The organism is Alloalcanivorax profundimaris (genome assembly GCF_015265435.1).
Lineage (GTDB): Bacteria > Pseudomonadota > Gammaproteobacteria > Pseudomonadales > Alcanivoracaceae > Alloalcanivorax > Alloalcanivorax profundimaris.
The window spans coordinates 96,040-113,326 of record NZ_JABJWH010000001.1 but is presented as its reverse complement, the minus strand read 5'-3'; the positions used below and the strand labels follow the sequence as shown (position 1 = coordinate 113,326).

Sequence of the window (17,287 nt, the reverse complement as noted above, 5' to 3'; positions counted from 1 at the left end):
GGAGCGACTTCAGTCGCGATTGGTTTCAGTCGCGATTCGACTCATCCCTTGGTCTGGTTGGCCACCGCCTCGGCGGCCTTGGCGGCGGCTTCCTCGTCGCCCAGGTAGTAGTTCCTGATCGGCTTCAGATCGTCGTCCAGCTCGTAGACCATGGGAATCCCGGTGGGGATGTTGAGCTTGACGATGTCCTCGTCGGAGATGCCGCTCAGGTGCTTCACCAGGGCGCGCAGGCTGTTGCCGTGGGCGCAGATCAGCACCTGCTTGCCGGCGCGCACCTGGGGCTCGATTTCCGCCTGGTAGTAGGGTAGGAACCGGGCCACGGTATCCTTGAGGCTTTCGGACAGCGGGATCTTGTCCTCGTCCAGGTCCTTGTAGACACGCAGGCGGCCGGCGTAACGCTCGTCGTCGCGGTCCATCTTGGGCGGCGGGGTGTCGTAGCTGCGGCGCCAGATCAGCACCTGCTCGTCGCCGTACTTCTCCGCGGTCTCGGCCTTGTTGAGGCCCTGCAGGGCGCCGTAGTGGCGCTCGTTGAGGCGGTAGTCCCGGGTCACCGGAATCCACATCTGGTCCATGCCGTCGAGGATGGTCCACAGGGTGCGGATGGCGCGCTTGAGCACCGAGGTGTAGGCCATGTCGAACTCAAAGCCGGCTTCCTTCAGCAGCTCGCCGGCCTGGCGCGCTTCCTCGCGGCCCTGCTCGGTGAGATCCACGTCCTTCCAGCCGGTGAAGCGGTTTTCCTTGTTCCAGACGCTCTGGCCGTGGCGGACCAGTACCAGTTTGGTGCTCATGGGCGGTTCCTGTGCGGTTTCCGTGATCGTAACGGCGGCGAATGGTACCAGAAACCAGCCCACGCGTTGTAGGCCGGCTCAGGCGGACTGGAAAAGCATCTGGTCGGCCAGATCAAGGAAGTAGTCGGCCGACCAGATGTCCAGTGTACCGGCGGACTGGATAAACGGCCTCACATCCCTTTTCGCCAGTCCCACGTCAAGGGCGCGGATTCTGTCGGCGAGCAGTGTTTTGAGCGCCGCTGAGGTCATTTCGCCGTCCCGCCAGTCACCACTTTGCCGGGCCCGTTCCTCCAGGTGTTTCAGATTCAGCCGCGCGTGTTGCCGGACATACCATTCAAAGTCGAACCAGTCTCGTCCCTTGACGCGGTTCTTCCAGCGGCGGAAAAGCAACGCGTGCATTTTGCCGGCGTACAGGTCCGGCAGGGCATAGCATTTGACGTAGAAGGAATAGGGCTGAACCAGGAGTTTTTCCTCGGTGGCGAAGCCCCCCGGGGGATCGGTGTCCACCTCGAACTTGATCTTCAATGTGCGTTGGCCGGTGATTCGAACATCGTAAATGCTGGTGTTCTTTTTCAGGAAAGCGGACACCACGGCGGATTCGATTTTCTTGTCGCGCCGGGATATTTCCACGTCAAAGCCGAAGGCGGAAAATTCTTGCTCAAGGGCCTTGAAATAAGGTGCCAGGGAAAAATCGGGCTCCGGCGCCAACAGAGAAAAATCCAGGTCCTCGGAAAAGCGTGGCAGTCCATGGAAAATGCGCAGGCAGGTTCCTCCATAGAAAGCGGCCTTCGCAAAAAAGCCTGACCGTTGAAGAGCGGCCAGGGCGATTTCCTGCATCACTTCGCGCATCGCGTGGTCGCGTTCTTCCCGGGGGTAGCGGGCGAGCATTTGCTCGATGATCTTCATGAGGCTTCCTCCAACACCTTCAGCAATGCTTTCAACGGGCCGGTTTTGTGCCCGGCGGAGGCATAGTGCTCGATCACCGACAACTCCATACCCTCCAGCATGTCCTCATCTACGCGCAAATCCTCGAACAGGAAAGCGTGCATGGCGGATGCGCTTGTGATCCTGAGGTTGCCGGTCAGCACTATCTTGTCGCAGAGCGCTTTCTCCGGGCCCGCGATCAGAAAGGTGGGCCCGCCGGGCAGGCTTTCCTGCCTCAGACCGATGGGAAACAGGTCAGTGGGCAGCCTGGTGTAGGAAAAGCGGCCAAGCGGGGTTTCGAACCGCCGGCCGCGGCGAGGGGTCACCGATGTGACCTCATGCGGACGTTCCGGAATCAAACCGTGCCAGGCCAGGGCGTACTCCAAGGATACGCCGGAGGGCCCGTAGAGGTGATTGGCGACCAGTGGCGGGCAGAGCTCGCCCTGGCGCCAAGGGCTTCCCACGACATAAAGGCCTCGCTTCAACGGGATCAGGACGCCTTGTCTGATCCATTCGGCGATCTTGTCATTGGGTCGCCGGTAGCGGCTCAACAGAGGCAGCAAGGCACCATGGTTGAAAGGAACGACGCCGAATCGTTGAAGTTGGAATTCAAGCATATGAATTGAAATATTTGATTGATTAATCGGAAAATATCCGATTAAGTATGCATAAGCAATACGGTTTGCCGGCAAGGCGCCTGCCATGAGCCGCGTTTCGGGGGGCGGCTCCGATCCGTATAATGCGCGGGATCATTGGCAAGCCATGGATCGACATGACCTATATCTGGTGCGACAGCGCCGAGGCGCTGGGGGAATGGACCGCCCGCCTGCCCGCCGGGGCGCCGCTTTACCTGGACACGGAATTCATGCGCGAGCGCACCTACTACCCGCGTCTGGCGCTGGTGCAGGTGCATGACGGCGAGGCGATCCGCCTGATCGACACCACCCGGGTGGCGGCGGCGGATCTGGCGCCGGCGCTGGCGGACCGGCCGCTGGTGATGCACGCCTGTTCGGAGGATCTGGAAGCCCTGGCGGCGTTTTCCGGGGCCTATCCGGCGGCGGTGGAGGATACCCAGATCGCCGCCGCGCTCACCGGCGAGGACATGCAGCTCAGCTATCAGCGGCTGGTGGAGAGCCGCATGGGCGTGAGCCTGCCCAAGGGCGCCACCCGGACCGACTGGCTCAAACGGCCGCTCAGCGAGGAGCAGTTGCGTTACGCCGAGGACGACGTGAAGTATCTGCCGGAGTTGGCCGAGGGCCTGCGCGAGGATCTTACGCGGCTGGGCCGGGCGGCCTGGTGGGACGAGGAGTGCGCGCGGTTGCGCGAGGACGCTCTGAAGCGCGCCGAGCCCGGCGACGCCTGGCGCCAGGTGAAGGGCGCCGGGGCGCTGCGCGGCCAGGAGCTGGCGGTGCTGGAGGCGCTCGCCCAGTGGCGCGAGGACACCGCCCGGGAGCGGGATCTGCCCAAGGGCTTCGTGCTGCGCGACAATACCCTGTTGGATCTGTGCCGGGCGCGCTCGCTGTCCCGGGAGAGGCTGCGCGAGCTGGGCATGCACCCCAAGGCGATCCGCCGGGACGGCGACACGGTGTTGGCGCTGGCCTCGGACGCCGCCGGGGCGACGCCGCCGGCGCCGCTGCCCGGGCCCCTGGAGCCGGCCCAGCGCCAGACCGTGAAGAGGCTGCGCGAGGAGGTATCGCGGATCGCCGACGACCTGGCGCTCAAGCCCGACGTGCTGGTGCGCCGGCGCTGGCTGGAAGCGCTGGTGCGCGATCCGGAGCGGCTGCCCGAACCCCTTACCGGCTGGCGCCACGACCTGGTGGCCCGGCCTTTGCTCGAATCACTGTGAGACCGTCATGACCCTGGAAGGCAAACTGTTCTGTTCCATCTACAAGAGTCCGCGCCGGGACGGCATGTACCTGTACGTGGAGCGCGCCAAGGGCCTCAAGGATCTGCCGGAGGCGCTGATCAACCAGTTCGGCGCGCCGCGCCATGTCACCGACATGATTCTCGACCCGCGCCGCCCGCTGGCCCGCGCCGGGGTGGACGAGGTGATGGCGCGGATCCGCGAGCAGGGCTTCTACCTGCAGATGCCGCCGCCGCCGGACGAGGACCTGTACCTGGCCGAGGGCCACCCGGATCGCCCTCGCCATGCGTGAGCGTTTCTGGGAATTGCCGCTGGAAGACCTGGACGAGGACGAATGGGAAGCGCTTTGCGATGGCTGTGGACGCTGTTGTCTGGTTAAACTTCAGGACGAGGACAGCGGCGAGGTGGCTTTCACCGACGTGGCTTGCGCCTATCTGGACCAGGCCGACTGCCGGTGCACCGTATACCCGGAACGCCAGCGCTACGTGCCCGACTGCATGCCGGTGACCCCCCAGGTGGCGCGGCATTTTGGCTGGCTGCCCGCCACCTGCGCCTACCGGCGCCGCGCCAACGGTCTGCCGTTGGCCGCCTGGCATCCGTTGATTTCCGGTCGCGCCGAGTCGGTGCGCGAGGCGGGCATCAGCGTGACCGGCCGGGTGGTGTCCGAGCGGGGGGTGGCCGAGGACGACCTGGAAGAGCATATTGTTCACTGGGTGGGCTAACGCCGCCCCGATCGAATTTTGGAGTAATCGTGACGACGAAAGCCTATATGTGGGGATGGTTCGCCTATTTGCTGGGTAGTGTGGGGGTGCTGTTCGTGCTGTGGTACATCACCCGGCCGTTCATGACCTCGGTGCGTCTGCCGCTGCGCGCGGTGAGCGCCGCTTTCCTGTTGACGCCCTGGTCGGTGTCCCCGGAGCATGGCCAGTTGGCGCCGGCCTGGGTGGCGGCCCTGTTCGACGGCCTGTTCCAGGAGGAAATGAGTTCCTGGCGCGCCGGTGGCCCGCTGCTGGCCATGGTGGTGGTGGCGTTGCTGGTGGCGCTGGCGGAGCTGTGGCGGCGCCATCGCAAGTACGGCCCGGGGCCCTACGATGACGGTGACGCGGAGGTGGAGTGACCGATTGCGTCTTTTGTCGCATCCTCGCCGGTGAGTTGCCCGGCAGCGTGGTGTACCGCGACGAGCGGGCCATGGTGCTGCTGGATCTGTTCCCGGTGCGCGAGGCGCACTGCCTGGTGATTCCGGTGGAGCACCACGCGTTGCTGCAGGAGCTGTCGCCGGACCTCACCGCCCACCTGTTCGAACTGGCGCGGCGCACCATCCGCGCCCAGAAGCGGGCCGGCCTGGATGTGCTGGCCCACAACGTGATCGTCAACGACGGCCGCGAGGCCAACCAGCACGTGCCCCATGTGCACGTGCACGTGATCCCGCGCCGGGGTGGCGACACCCTGGCCACGGCCCTGACCTGGGGCACCCGCATGATGAATATCTTCGGCCTGGCCAAGCGCCGCAACCGGCTGGACCGGCTGGCCGGCCTGCTCGCCGAGCATTTCCCCAAATCCTGAATCGCGACTGAAGTCGCTCCTACAGTGCGGGCCTTTGTAGGAGCGAGCGGGCGGCGTTCCGCTTCAGTCGCGATGATGCCGGCACGGCGCCTCAAGGCCGCGCGCAGCAGCGCAGGCGGAGCGGCCAGCGCACGGTCCTTTCCTGTTCGCCCCAGCGTGCCCGCAGCAACGGCAGAAACGTCACCAGCGGGTCCTTGCCGGCGGCGCGGGCTTTCACCAGCGCCGACCAGGTATCCAGGTAACCGACCATGTCCCGCCAGGTCCAGCGGCGCTCGATGGCCTCCGGCGCCGCCACCGTCCGCTCCGGCCAGGGCAGGGTGATGCTGCGGTAGCCGTCGATCACCTGCCAGCGGGCCGCCGGCCACCAGGGCCGCAGCACCCGGTCGTGGAAATCCTCCACCAGGCCCTCCAGCCCCTCCACGGTGCACAGCCCGTAACTGATGATCGCCAGCAGGCCGTCGGGCCGCAGCACCCGGCCGGCTTCGTGGAAGAAGCCGGGCAGCGGGAACCAGTGCAGCGCCTGGGCCACGGTGATCAGATCCAGCCCGCCGTCGGCCAGGGGCAGGGCGTCGGCGCGGGCCACCAGATAGCGGCTGGCGCCGGGCGGGGCGGCGCGCACCTGATCCAGGCTTGCGTCGATGCCCAGCACCCGCTGGAAATGGGGCTCCAGGGCGCGGCAGGCCTGGCCGCTGCCGCAGCCCAGATCCAGCGCGCGACGTTGGCCGGGGGCCTGGCCCGCGAGGGCGGCGAACAGGGCCGGCGGGTAATCCGGGCGATGGCTCTGGTAGCGATCGCCGCGCCCGAACAGGGGACGGTCGCCGGCGCCGCTCATTGCGGGTCCGGGCCGTTGAAGCGGGCCTCCCAGGCACCGCCGTCGCCGCGTTCCAGGTTCAGGGCGATGCCGGCGCGCCAGTGGCCGAGCGGCGCGGCGCACCAGGCCACGGTGCCGAACAGGTGCAGCGGCGCGGGCCGCTCCGGCAGGGCCACCCAGATTTCCACGTCGGTGTCCGGGGTAATGGGGTGGGGAAAGGCGACGCCCAGGCCATTGCGGGATACGTCCCGGCACAGCAGGTGCAGTGGCTCCTCATCGTCGCCGGCCTCGCGGCGCAGCGTCAGGGCGACGCCGCGAGGGGCGCGATGGCGGGGGTGATGGCGGTGTTCTTTCCGAGTCGCCATGGTTCAGCCGTAGATCAGGCGGTCCACCACCGCGGCGGCCACGGCGGTGCCGGCGGTAACCAGGAACAGGACGCCGAGCAGGGTCAGCGCCGGTTTGAAGGACTTGGGCAGGGGCTCGGTGGGGCGGCCTCCGGCACGCTGGGGTTCCGGGCGGTTCATGGCGACCTCGTGTCGGCTGGATGACATTGTCACGAGAGTATCCAATATCCCCGGGCCGGAGAAAACCCGCCCGGGGGTATCGTTTCAGCCGCGATGGTTTCAGCCCGCCTCGATGCGCTGGAACAACCAACCGTGCACGGTATCGGAGATCAACGGCAGGAAGGCGATGATCAGCAGCGCCGTGAGCATCACGCTTATGGGCAGCAGGAACTTCTCGTAGCGGCGGAAGAAGCTGCCGGTCTTGAGCTTGGCGCTTTCCACTTCGTCGTCGCCCACCACCTGTCGCGTCAATAGATGGTTGAGCGCCACTGGTGGCGTCAGGTAACCGAGCTCGAAAGCCACCAGGGCGATCATCCAGAAGTGCAGCGAGCTGATGCCATTGGCTTCGGCCATGGGCGCCATGGCGGCGTTCACCAGAATCACCGCGCCGAGCGGGTCGATGAACATGCCCACCAGCACCAGGGCCACCACGAAGAAGCCGGCGGCGATCCAGATCGAGCCGAAGGTTTCCGGCAGCGCCTCCAGCACGCCGGAGCGCTCGATGATGCCGGCGGCACCCATGGACATGGCCATCAGCATGAGCAGCGCGCCGATGTGGCCGGTGGTCTCCGAGGTGGCGAAGCGCATGGAGCCCTCGAAGTTCTCCGCCACGCCTTCCTCCGGCGCGTAGTGCGGGTCCCGGTCGCCGGGCACCAGGTAGGTGACCAGCAGGAACACCATGAACAGCAGGTTGCGCCAGAAGTCGCTCCACAGGGCGGCTTCCAGTTCCTGGGGTGCCATGCTTCCTGGCAGAGCGCTGGCGGGCAGAGCGCCGTCGCCGACGGCGGTGAGCGCCTGATAGCCCTCCCACACGCCCTGCCAGGACAACACCAGCATGGCCACCATGAACAGGGCGCACAGATGCACCACGTGGCGGCTGAATTTCTCGTAGATCAGAATCGCGAGCAGCATTACCGGCAGGATGATGGGCGCGGAGAACTCGTCCAGCTGGCGGGCCAGCAGGTCGTTGAAGAACAGCGCCACGGCGCCCACCACGATGCCGTAGGGCATCAATGGCACCATGCGCTTGAGGCTGGCGGGCAGCGCTTTGCCGAAGGGCGCGATGCGCGCCGGCGTGGTGCGCGCGAACTGGCTGTAGATAAAGAACACCAGCAGGCTGAGCAGGAACACCTTGCCGCCGGCGGAGAACATCTCCGCGGTGGTCACGTTCTTGTTGAGCGCGGCGATCACCACCACGATCAGGCAGGGCCGCAACACCACGCCCATGGAACCGGACATGGCGGTGGCCGCCAGGGCCAGCTGCTTGCGCGCGCCGACGCGGATCAGTTCCCGGTAGATGGTGGCGCCGGCGGCGATCACGAAGATGCCGGAGGCGCCGGTATAGGCGGTGAGCACGGCGGCGAAGGCGAGCACCACCACGCACATTAATTCTGGCGACAGATTCCAGGGCCGCATCACGTCGAACACGATGTGGGTGAGCCGGGTCTGCTTGAGCATCATGCCGATCCAGATGTACAGCGCCAGATTCAGGAACAGGGTGGAGAGCTCCATCATCATGTTCATGTAGACGCTGACGCCGTGGAAATAACCCTGGCCGTAGAACTGGATCGACGCCGAGATGCACATGAAGCTGAACAGCGGAATGGTGAGCAGCGCCTTGCCCCAGGAACCGCCTTCTTCCAGGCCGCGCGGCGGGCGTACCAGCTGATAGACGGCGGCGGCGGTGAGAATGGCGAAACCGGCGATCCACACCGAATGCAGATAGAGCGCGTCCACGGTGACGCCGGCCTGGGCGGCGCGCAGGTCCGAACCGCGATAGACCAGCGCCGAGATCAGCAGCAGCGAATTGGACACCACCTGGGCGAGGCTGGAAATCAGATGGTCCTTGCGGGTACGCGAGGGGCGCAGGGCGATGTGGTGGCGCTGGAAGGTGGTGGTGGCCGCGCAGATCAGCAGCAGCAGGGCGAGCAGCAAGCGCTTGTAGTCCCCCAGGGTGGCCACCAGGGTGGCGATGCCACCCTCGATATTGCGGAACGCCACCACGCTGGGGGTGACCTTGTCCTGCACGGTCTGGTAGCGGTCCCACTTGGCGCGGCAATTGGCGCGGGTGGCGAGCAGGGAGTCGCGAATCGCGTCCCGGTTCACGGCGCCGCCGCCAAGCAGATCGCCGAGCGGGTCGGAGTCCGCTTCCGCCTTGCGTTTCTCGGCGATCTCGTTGACGCGCTGGTCGATGTTCGGGTCGCGGTCGCACTCCGGCGCCGGCGTCAGGCCGGCGGTGCGCAGCAGGAAATACTCTTCCCAGGTGTTCTCGCCGATCTTCAGCATCTGCGAATGAATGATCTGCCCGGAGGACAGAAACACCACCACCAGGAGCAGCAGAAGCACGGGCAGCGAGGAGAGCCATTCCTGCGGCGAGCGGCGCAGGAAGGTCGGGGTCCGTTTCTCCATGAAGAGGGTCCTTGTTTTTATCGTTATCGGTTTTTATTGTCGTCTTTTTGCTATGTGTACAACTATAAACTTTCATGCTATAGCTTCGTCCCCAACGCCGCAATGAAGCGATTGACCGAGTTACCCCCGGCGGCCGTTCAAAGGGTCAACGCCATCCACGACACAACAAGAAATGGGGAAACGCCATGCGTCATGGGGACGTTATTACTCTGCCCAAGCTGCTCACCAAGGTGCCGGAGGTGGTCGGCAATCTGCCCGCTCTGATCAAGGGCGCGCGCCTGGGCAAGCTCACCGATACCCGCCGCCCGGTGGGGCTCGGGGTGGCCATCGAGCGGGTGGCGGCGGAGCATCCGGCGGGCATCGCCCTGATCCAGGACGAGCGCGCCTTCACCTACGCCACCCTGAACGGCTGGGCCAATCGCATCGCCGATTATCTGGCCGCCATCGGCCTGCAAAAGGGCGACACCGTGGCGGTGAACCTGGAGAACCGGCCGGAGCTGCTGGCCACGGTGATCGGCTGCGCCAAGCTGGGCGTGTGCGCGGCGCTGCTCAATACCTCCCAGCGTGGCAAGGTGCTGGTGCACAGCTTCAATCTGGTGGCGCCCAAGGCGGCGATCATCGGCGCCGAGCAGGTGGCGGCGATCCGTGAGGTGCGCGACCGGCTGGATCTGAAGGAACATTTTCTCTACTTCGCCGACCACGACACCCTGGCGGACCCGGGCGAGGCCCCGGAGGGCTATGTGAACCTGGCCGAGGCGATCCGCCATCGCGCCAGCGATAACCCGGCCAGCAGCCAGCGGACGTTTTTGCGCGATCCGCTTTTTTACATCTATACCTCCGGCACCACCGGCCTCCCCAAGGCGGTGGTGTTCAACCACGGCCGCTGGGAAAAAGCCTACGGCGGGTTTGGTTTTTCCTCGGTGCGTCTGGACGCCCACGACCGGCTTTACTGCACCCTGCCGTTCTACCACGCCACCGGCCTGGTGGTGTGCTGGGCCTCGGTGATCGCCGGGCGCGGCGGCCTGGTGCTGGCCCGGCGCTTCTCCGCCAGCCGTTTCTGGCAGGACGTGCGCCGCCATGACTGCACCGCCTTCGGCTACGTGGGCGAGCTGTGCCGCTACCTGCACGAGCAGCCGGAAAAACCGGACGACGCCGATAACCCGGTGCGCACCATCGTCGGCAACGGCCTGCGCCCCGGCATCTGGAAAGCCTTCAAGAAGCGCTTCGATATCGATCGCGTGGCGGAGTTCTACACCGCCTCGGAAAGCAACGTGGCGTTCACCAATGTGTTCAACTTCGACAACACCGTGGGCTTCTCGCCGGTAGGCTACGCCATCGTCAAGTACGACAAGGAAGCCGACCAGCCGGTGCGCGACAAGAACGGCCACATGATCAGGGTGAACAAAGGCGAAGCCGGCCTGATGCTCGGCGAGATCACCGAGAAGACCCCGTTCGACGGTTACACCGACCCGGAAAAAACCGAGAAATCGATCTTTCGGGACGCGTTCAAGAAAGGCGACGCTTGGTTCAACACCGGCGACATGATGCGCGACATCGGCTTCCGCCACGCCCAGTTCGTGGACCGCCTGGGCGACACCTTCCGCTGGAAAGGCGAAAACGTCTCCACCACCGAAGTGGAGCAGATCCTGGACGGCTTCGAGCAGATCGTCGAATCCGTGGTCTACGGCGTGGAAATCCCCGCCACCGACGGCCGCGCCGGCATGGCGGAGTTGCGCCTGGACCGGCCCCACGGCGAAGCGGACTGGGCCGGCCTGAGTGCCTACCTGGGCCGCGAGCTGCCGCCCTACGCGATCCCGGTGTTCCTGCGCGTCACCGACGGCGGCGTGGAAACCACTGGCACCTTCAAGCACCAGAAAAACACGCTGAAGGAAGAGAAGTACGATCTGGAGCGGGTGGACGACCCGGTCTACGTGCTGCTGCCCGGCGAGCACCGCTACCAGCCCCTCACACCGGAGATCCAGCAAGCCATCGACGGTGGTGAATACCGCCTCTAGAACGCCGGGACGCGCCCATGATGGAGGACACGGCCCCGAATACCCGATAAGGCATAAAAAACGCGGGCCGGAGCCCGCGTTTTTTTGGTCGGTGGGAGGGGAGGGATCAACCCGCCTGGATCTTCTGGAACAGCCACTCGTGCAGGCCGTCGGAGATCAGCGGCAGGAAGGACACGATCAACAACGCCGTGAGCATCACCGCGATCGGCAGGATGAACTTCTCGTAGCGGCGGAAGAAGCTGCCGGTACTGAGCTTGGCGCTTTCCACCTCGTCGTCGCCCACCACCTGTCGTGTCAACAGGTGGTTGAGCGCCACCGGTGGTGTCAGATACCCCAGCTCGAAGGCCACCAGGGTGATCATCCAGAAGTGCAGCGGCGCGATGCCGTTGTCGAACGCCACCTGGGCGATGGTGGCGTTCACCAGGATGACGGCGCCGTAGGGGTCCATGATCATGCCGATGATCACCATCGTCACCACCAGGATGCCCATGGCGATCCAGATCGACGGGAAGGTCTCGGGCAGCATTTCCAGCAGGCCGGAACGCTCGATGATGCCGCCGGTGCTCACCGACAGGGCCATCAGCATGAGCAGCGCGCCGATGTGGCCGGTGGTTTCGTTGGTGGCCAGACGCAGCGCGCCTTCCATCTTCTCGGAGACACCGGCTTCCGGTTTGTAGTGCGGGTCCTGATCCCCGGTCTTGACCAGATAGTGGACCACCAGGAAGCCGCCCAGCACCAGATTGCGCCAGAACTCCGCCCACAGAATGTCCTCCAGCTCCGCCGGGGACACCCCCGCCGGCGTGGTGCCGGTGCTCAATGCCTGGTAACCCTCCCAGATGCCCTGGAAGGACAGGAACAGCATCGGCACCAGGAACAGGCTGAACAGGTGCAGCAGGTGCTTGCTGAGCTTCTCGTAGACCAGCACGCCGAGCAGCATCACCGGCAGAATGATGGGCGCGGAGAACTCATCCAGGTGGCGGCCCAGCAGGTCGCTGAACAGCACCAGGATGGCGCCCACGATGATGCCGTAGGGCATCAGCGGCACCAGCCGCTTGAGGCTGCGCGGCAGCGCCTCGGAGAACGGCGCGATGCGCGCCGGCGAGGTGCGCGCGAACTGGCTGTAGATGAAGAACAGGAACAAGCTCAGGAAGAAGATCTTGTAGCCGGAGGCGAACAGCTCGGTGGTGGTCACGCTCTTGTTGAGGGCGGCGATGATCACCACCAGCAGACAGGGCCGCAGCACCACGCCCATGGAGCCGGACATGGCGGTGGCCGCCAGGGCCAGCTGCTTGCGCGCGCCGACGCGGATCAGTTCCTGGTAGATGGTGGCGCCGGCGGCGATCACGAAGATGCCGGAGGCGCCGGTGTAGGCGGTGGGGATGGCCGCCACGGCCAGCACCACGAAGCACATCAGTTCCGGCGACATCTTCCAGGGCCGCAGCACGTCGAACACCAGGTGGGCCAGCTTGGTCTGCTTGAGCAGCATGCCGATCCAGATGTACAGCGCCAGATTCAGGAACAGGGTGGAGAGCTCCATCATCATGTTCAGATAGACGCTGATGCCGTGGTAGTAGCCCTGCATCATGAACTGCGCCGAGGCGGTCAGACACATGAAGGTGTACAGCGGAATGGTCAGGAACGCCTTGGGCCAGGAGCCGCCGTCCTCAAGATCCTTGGGCGGCTTGATCAGCTGCAGCAGGGACGCGGCGGTGAGCAGCGCGAAGCCGGCGATCCAGAAGCCGTGCAGGTAGAAGTTGCCCACCGTGACGCCGGCGTCCATGGCCTCCACGTCCTTGGCCCGGTAGACGGCGGCGGACAACAGCAACAGGCCGTTGGCGCACAGTTGGGCGATGGTGGAGATGTAATGGTCCTTGCGGGTTCGCGATGGCCGCAGGGAAATATGGTGGCGGGCGAGGGTGGCGGTGGCCGCGCAGATGATCACCAGCAAACACAGCAACAGCCGTTTGTAGTCGCCCAGGGTGGACACCACCTTGGCGACGGTGCCCTCCACGTTGCGGAACATGATCACCCCGGGGGTGACCTTTTCCTCCACCGTCCGGTAGCGTTCCCATTTGCCCCGGCAATTGGCGCGGGAGGCCTCCAGGGAGTTGCGTATGGCGTCTTCATCCACTTCGGAGCCGCCGAGAATATCGGCCAGCGGGTCGTCCTGGGCCTCGGCGCGGCGCTTCTCGGCGACCTCGCGCACCCGCTGGTTGATGTCCGGATCCGGGTTGCAGGTGGGCTCGGGGACCATGCCCGCGCCACGCAGCAGAAAGTACTCGTCCCAGGTTGCTTCGCCTATTTTCAGCAACTGGGAATGGATGATCTGGCCGGAAGAAAGAAAGATGACAATCAGCAGAATAAAAAGGGTGGGCAGGGACGAGAGCCATTCACCCACCGATCGCTTGGCCACGGTAAAAGTCGGTTTATCCATTGTTCACCCGGTGTAATTCGTGTCGCCAGGGGCGGCATCGGGGCGCCTGGGCGCCGGTTGGTCCGCTCGCGGCAGCGCTATCCGCGATACGGAGTGAGGGGAAAGAAAAGCGGGGCCCGGAGGGGCCCCGCGGGTCGGTGACCGGAATCGGTCACTGAGTGCACTCGGCCCGGGAAGGTTCGTACTTGCAACGTACCTTCTTGAGCAGGCCGACCAGTTCCTTGTCGTAAATACCGTCCTGGGTCATTTCCAGCCGCGCTTCACGCAGCATTTCGTCGTAGCGGAGCTTGTCCTGCTCCGGGATCTCGATCCACCACCTGTCGTCCACTTCGTTTTCCGCGTTGCGGATCACGTTCATGGCGCGGTCGAACTGGCCGAGCATGAACTGGCGGGAATTCTGCGCGAACTCCTCGGTGAAGCGATCCTGACGCAGCACGATCTGGGTGGTCAGCTGACCCAGGGTGTAGCGGATGATGCCGCCGTCCGGCTGCATACCCTTGTAGAGTTCCAGGGCGGAGTAGGCCACCACCGGCGCGAAGCAGATGTCCACGGAGTTGTTGTTGAAGCGGCCCGCGAAGTTGGTGATGTCGGACAGCACCGGGGACATGCCCACCTTGGACGCCATTTCGGCCTGGGCCGGATCGTACTCCATCACCGAGATGGACTTGCCGGACAGCTCGCCGACGGTGTCGATCTCGCGGTCCTTCACGAACAGGTAGGCGGCGCCCATGGGAATCATGCCGCCCATGATGTAGGAGCCGGACTTCATCTTGCTGGTGATGGAGGGGGCGTCGCTGGCCAGCACCCGCATCACGGTCTTGAGTTCCTTGTAGGTGGGGATCGCGCCGATCGCTTCCATGCTGCCGGCGAAGCTGTTGAACTGGCGCACCCGCAGACCGGTGAGCACGGCGCCGTCACACTGGCCGGCCTTGAGGTCCTCGGCGGCGATTTTCTCGTCGGTGTAGGGCTTGAGCTTGAGATCCACGCCCCAACCGGCGGCCTGGGTCTTGAGGTCCTTCATGACGTTATAGACGTCACCGTTGGCGCCAATGATGTCGAATACACACAGGCTGCGTTGCTCCGCCGCCTGGGCGGAAACCGCGCCCAGGCCCAGCGAGGCCACCGCGGCCAGGGCAAAAGTCTTGAAAACGCGCATCACGGTTCTCTCCTTGCAGATACTTCTTGTGGAATGGGAGCGGGACGGGCTCGGGAAAGCGTCCCGCTCCTGAAGGCGTTGGAGCTTACAGCAGGTCGTTGATGTCCATTTCCGGCTCGTCCGGCTGGTCGTCCCAGAAGGTGCCCAGGCCGCTCAGCGGAGTACGCTTGCCGGTGTTCTCGGTCCACAGACGATCGGACAGGCCGGTCACCAGCAGGGCGGCGATGGTGTCGATCATGGCGTAGTCCGGGTCCAGGTTCTGGTCGTTGGCGGCGAAGTTGCGGATCGCCTCGCGCAGACGCTGGTTGTCACCCTTGCTGTAGGCGCTCATGGCGTACAGCGCGCTGCTCAGGCGGACGCCCTGTTCGAAGCCCATCTTCTCGGACTGCTTGAGGGTCTGCCAGGGCTGGGCGCCTTCCGGAGCCAGCTGCGGCAGAATCGACCAGATGGTGGCGCGCACGGCCATGGGGGCGCCCCACCATTTTTCGTTGTCCAGGCACTTCATGCGGCGCTCGACCTTGGCGACGATGTCCCGCGGCACGCCCACGGTGCCGTCGGCCACGCCGTCGGCCACCAGGGCCTGGACGCCGGCCACGTTGCCCACCAGCCATACCAGTTCGTCGAAGTCCTTGCGCAGACGGGGGCACTGGCCTTCCTCGAGGGGGCCGTACTTCTCGTCCATGATGCGGAAGGCCTTGTAGAGGCGCTTGGCGGCGGTGGCGGACAGGCGCTTCTGGGCGATGCGCGCGTCCTGGGCGGCGGAGACGTTACCGGCGCGCACTTCGCGCTGGTAGCGGAGTTCTTCCTCGAGGGCCATCTGCTCGACGCAGACGGCGGCGGTGGTGAAGGTCATCACGCCGAGTTTTTCCGGCCAGGAGCCCACTTCCTCGAAGGACATCAGGAGCGGGGTCTGAGCCTCGCCGGTGATGCACCCCATGCGGATATCGTCGTAGGCGAGAAGGTGGGGCGCCATTTCGGCTTCGCCGAAGGTGACCAGGATATCACCGGTGCTTTTCCAGACCATGGCGCAGCCTGACAGCACGGTGATCATCCCCCCCGCCAGAATAAGACGTGAGGAACGTACAAGTTTATCGACTAGAGAACGCATTCCTTGAGCTCCTTTTTATTGTTCTCTCGGCACCAACACCGGTACGGAGCAACATACAGAGCGGCTCCGAGTTGGCACAAGCGCCAATTACATAAATGCCTGTAAGTCATTACAAACATGATGCTAGCCTTGAGATGATGAATTTGAGGCCCGTTGGTGATAATGACCCTGGGTCGCGGCTCTGATGTCAAAACAGCCAATGCCTTCAAGGAACTTGTCGCGGAGTTCGAAAAAAGTGATGACCAAGGATCCCACCCTCAAGGCGGGGCGCCAGGATCTGTCCCGGGAGCGGGAAGGCCTGGCGCTGGTGCGCAACACCGCGCGGGGCGCGCTGCGTATTTTCGAAACCCTGGGCGTGGTGGGCCGGCAGGGCGCCGGCTGGCTGCTCGGCGACCGGGACGCCTTGCCCCGGCGCCTGCGCCATACCTTCGAATCCCTGGGCGCCACCTACATCAAGCTGGGCCAGTTCATCGCCAGCTCGCCGTCCCTGTTTCCGGAGGAGTACGTCCAGGAGTTCCAGAAGTGCCTGGACCGCACGCCGCCGATGCCGTTTCACTACATCCGCGAGATGGTGGAGAGCGAATTGGGCAAATCCCTGGGGGAGGCCTTTGAATGGGTGGACCCGCAACCCCTGGCCAGCGCTTCCATTGCCCAGGTGCACGCCGCCCGGCTGCGCAACGGCGCCGAGGTGGTGATCAAGGTGCAGCGCCCGGGCGTGCGCAACGTGCTGCTCACCGATTTCAACTTTCTCTATGTCTCGGCCCGGGTGATCGAGTCCCTGGCGCCGGGGCTGTCCCGATCCGCCCTGTCCGGGGTGGTGGAGGAACTGCAGGCGGGCATGATCGAGGAATGCGATTTCCTCCAGGAGGCCCGCAACCTGGAGGCGTTCAATCGTTTCCTGGCGGAAACCGGCAATACCGCGGTGGTGGCGCCCCGGCCGATCGCCTCCCACACCACCGCCCGGGTGCTGACCATGGAGCGCTTCCACGGCGTGCCGCTCACCGACCTGGAGGTGCTGCGCGCCTACACCGACGACCCGGCGGGCACCCTGGTCACCGCCCTGAACACCTGGTTCTCCAGTCTGATGCTGTGCGATTTCTTCCACGCCGACCTGCACGCCGGCAACCTGATGCTGCTGGAAGACGGCCGCGTCGGTTTCATCGACTTCGGCATGGTGGGGCGCATCCGGCGAGAGACCTGGGCCGGCATGATGGAGCTGTTCGAGGCCATCGGTAACGGCGACGTGGAATCCATGGCGCGGGCCATGGCCATGGTGGGCATGACCCGGGAGGAAGTGGACGTGCAGGCCCTGGCCCGGGACATCGGCGCGCTCCAGGAGCGGCTCACCGACGTGGACGCCAGCGCCCTGGTGCAGGCGGACCGCAACGACCGCGAGGTAAATCAGCTGCTCACCGAGTTGGTGCGCATTGGCGAGGGACATGGCATTCGTTTTCCCCGCGAGTTCGCGCTGCTGCTCAAGCAGTTCCTGTATTTCGACCGCTATGTGCAGGCGCTGGCGCCGGAGCTGGACATGTTCAATGACCAGCGGGTGGACATGTTCGGCGCCCTGGACCAGTTGCCCGGCGGCGACGAGCCGTTGCATTGAGCTTTACTGCGCGTCGCGACTGAAGTCGCTCCTACGACAGGCCGCT

The 17,287-nt window shown here is 65.0% G+C and carries 17 protein-coding genes; 7 read left to right on the top strand and 10 right to left on the bottom strand.

Translation table 11 applies throughout. The features are described from left to right. Positions 1 to 41 precede the first annotated feature (41 nt). The 3 genes from gpmA to HMJ39_RS00505 form a co-directional block, all read right to left on the bottom strand. The gene (gene gpmA / locus HMJ39_RS00515) at positions 42 to 788 is read right to left on the bottom strand and encodes a 2,3-diphosphoglycerate-dependent phosphoglycerate mutase (RefSeq protein ID WP_161385255.1); all 747 of its coding nucleotides are present in this window, start codon (positions 786 to 788) and stop codon (positions 42 to 44) included. A 78-nt stretch (positions 789 to 866) separates the two neighbouring features. Then, positions 867 to 1,694 carry a nucleotidyl transferase AbiEii/AbiGii toxin family protein gene (locus HMJ39_RS00510; RefSeq protein ID WP_194295868.1) on the bottom strand — a complete coding sequence of 276 codons (828 nt, stop codon included), beginning with the start codon at positions 1,692 to 1,694 and terminating at the stop codon, positions 867 to 869. Further along, positions 1,691 to 2,416, bottom strand: a complete 726-nt coding sequence (locus HMJ39_RS00505) for a type IV toxin-antitoxin system AbiEi family antitoxin domain-containing protein (RefSeq protein ID WP_194295867.1) — start codon at positions 2,414 to 2,416, stop codon at positions 1,691 to 1,693. The genes HMJ39_RS00510 and HMJ39_RS00505 overlap by 4 nt, the downstream gene beginning before the upstream one ends. 68 nt (positions 2,417 to 2,484) lie before the next feature. On the opposite strand from HMJ39_RS00505, the gene rnd reads away from it, so the two are divergent. The 5 genes from rnd to HMJ39_RS00480 are packed head-to-tail and all read left to right on the top strand — an operon-like array spanning position 2,485 to position 5,139. Continuing rightward, positions 2,485 to 3,558: a ribonuclease D gene (rnd, locus tag HMJ39_RS00500; RefSeq protein WP_194295866.1), complete on the top strand. Its 1,074-nt coding sequence runs from the start codon at positions 2,485 to 2,487 to the stop codon at positions 3,556 to 3,558. 7 nt (positions 3,559 to 3,565) lie between these two features. Next, positions 3,566 to 3,868, top strand: coding sequence for a YcgL domain-containing protein (locus HMJ39_RS00495; RefSeq protein WP_161385253.1), 303 nt, complete (start codon positions 3,566 to 3,568; stop codon positions 3,866 to 3,868). Next, positions 3,861 to 4,298: a YcgN family cysteine cluster protein gene (locus tag HMJ39_RS00490; RefSeq protein ID WP_161385252.1), complete on the top strand. Its 438-nt coding sequence runs from the start codon at positions 3,861 to 3,863 to the stop codon at positions 4,296 to 4,298. The genes HMJ39_RS00495 and HMJ39_RS00490 overlap by 8 nt, the downstream gene beginning before the upstream one ends. Positions 4,299 to 4,327: 29 nt before the next feature. Continuing rightward, positions 4,328 to 4,693 carry a hypothetical protein gene (locus HMJ39_RS00485; protein WP_256245056.1) on the top strand — a complete coding sequence of 122 codons (366 nt, stop codon included), beginning with the start codon at positions 4,328 to 4,330 and terminating at the stop codon, positions 4,691 to 4,693. After that, a complete protein-coding gene (locus HMJ39_RS00480; protein ID WP_161385250.1) occupies positions 4,690 to 5,139 on the top strand; it encodes an HIT family protein in 450 nt (149 codons plus the stop codon). The genes HMJ39_RS00485 and HMJ39_RS00480 overlap by 4 nt, the downstream gene beginning before the upstream one ends. Positions 5,140 to 5,230: 91 nt before the next feature. Here HMJ39_RS00480 and HMJ39_RS00475 read toward each other — a convergent pair whose 3' ends face one another. The 4 genes from HMJ39_RS00475 to HMJ39_RS00460 form a co-directional block, all read right to left on the bottom strand. Beyond that, complete coding sequence (locus tag HMJ39_RS00475) at positions 5,231 to 5,971, bottom strand: class I SAM-dependent methyltransferase (RefSeq protein WP_161385249.1); 741 nt, start codon at positions 5,969 to 5,971, stop codon at positions 5,231 to 5,233. Then, complete coding sequence (locus HMJ39_RS00470; protein ID WP_194295865.1) at positions 5,968 to 6,315, bottom strand: PilZ domain-containing protein; 348 nt, start codon at positions 6,313 to 6,315, stop codon at positions 5,968 to 5,970. The genes HMJ39_RS00475 and HMJ39_RS00470 overlap by 4 nt, the downstream gene beginning before the upstream one ends. 3 nt (positions 6,316 to 6,318) lie before the next feature. Next, a complete protein-coding gene (locus HMJ39_RS00465; protein WP_194295864.1) occupies positions 6,319 to 6,474 on the bottom strand; it encodes a hypothetical protein in 156 nt (51 codons plus the stop codon). A gap of 99 nt (positions 6,475 to 6,573) precedes the next feature. Further along, entirely contained in the window at positions 6,574 to 8,922 is a 2,349-nt protein-coding gene (locus HMJ39_RS00460) for a TRAP transporter large permease subunit (protein ID WP_194295863.1), read from the bottom strand. 185 nt (positions 8,923 to 9,107) lie between these two features. On the opposite strand from HMJ39_RS00460, the gene HMJ39_RS00455 reads away from it, so the two are divergent. Then, on the top strand, positions 9,108 to 10,937 hold the full coding sequence (locus tag HMJ39_RS00455; protein ID WP_194295862.1) for a long-chain-acyl-CoA synthetase: 1,830 nt from the start codon (positions 9,108 to 9,110) through the stop codon (positions 10,935 to 10,937). A 106-nt stretch (positions 10,938 to 11,043) separates the two neighbouring features. On the opposite strand, the gene HMJ39_RS00450 is transcribed toward HMJ39_RS00455, so the two are convergent. The 3 genes from HMJ39_RS00450 to HMJ39_RS00440 form a co-directional block, all read right to left on the bottom strand. Continuing rightward, complete coding sequence (locus HMJ39_RS00450) at positions 11,044 to 13,371, bottom strand: TRAP transporter large permease subunit (RefSeq protein WP_161385242.1); 2,328 nt, start codon at positions 13,369 to 13,371, stop codon at positions 11,044 to 11,046. Positions 13,372 to 13,522: 151 nt separating this feature from the next. Continuing rightward, entirely contained in the window at positions 13,523 to 14,527 is a 1,005-nt protein-coding gene (locus tag HMJ39_RS00445) for a putative solute-binding protein (protein WP_194295861.1), read from the bottom strand. A gap of 85 nt (positions 14,528 to 14,612) precedes the next feature. Beyond that, positions 14,613 to 15,578, bottom strand: coding sequence for a hypothetical protein (locus HMJ39_RS00440; RefSeq protein ID WP_228462068.1), 966 nt, complete (start codon positions 15,576 to 15,578; stop codon positions 14,613 to 14,615). A gap of 295 nt (positions 15,579 to 15,873) precedes the next feature. Between HMJ39_RS00440 and HMJ39_RS00435 the strand changes: the two genes are divergently transcribed. Further along, complete coding sequence (locus HMJ39_RS00435; RefSeq protein WP_194295859.1) at positions 15,874 to 17,241, top strand: ABC1 kinase family protein; 1,368 nt, start codon at positions 15,874 to 15,876, stop codon at positions 17,239 to 17,241. Positions 17,242 to 17,287: the final 46 nt, after the last annotated feature.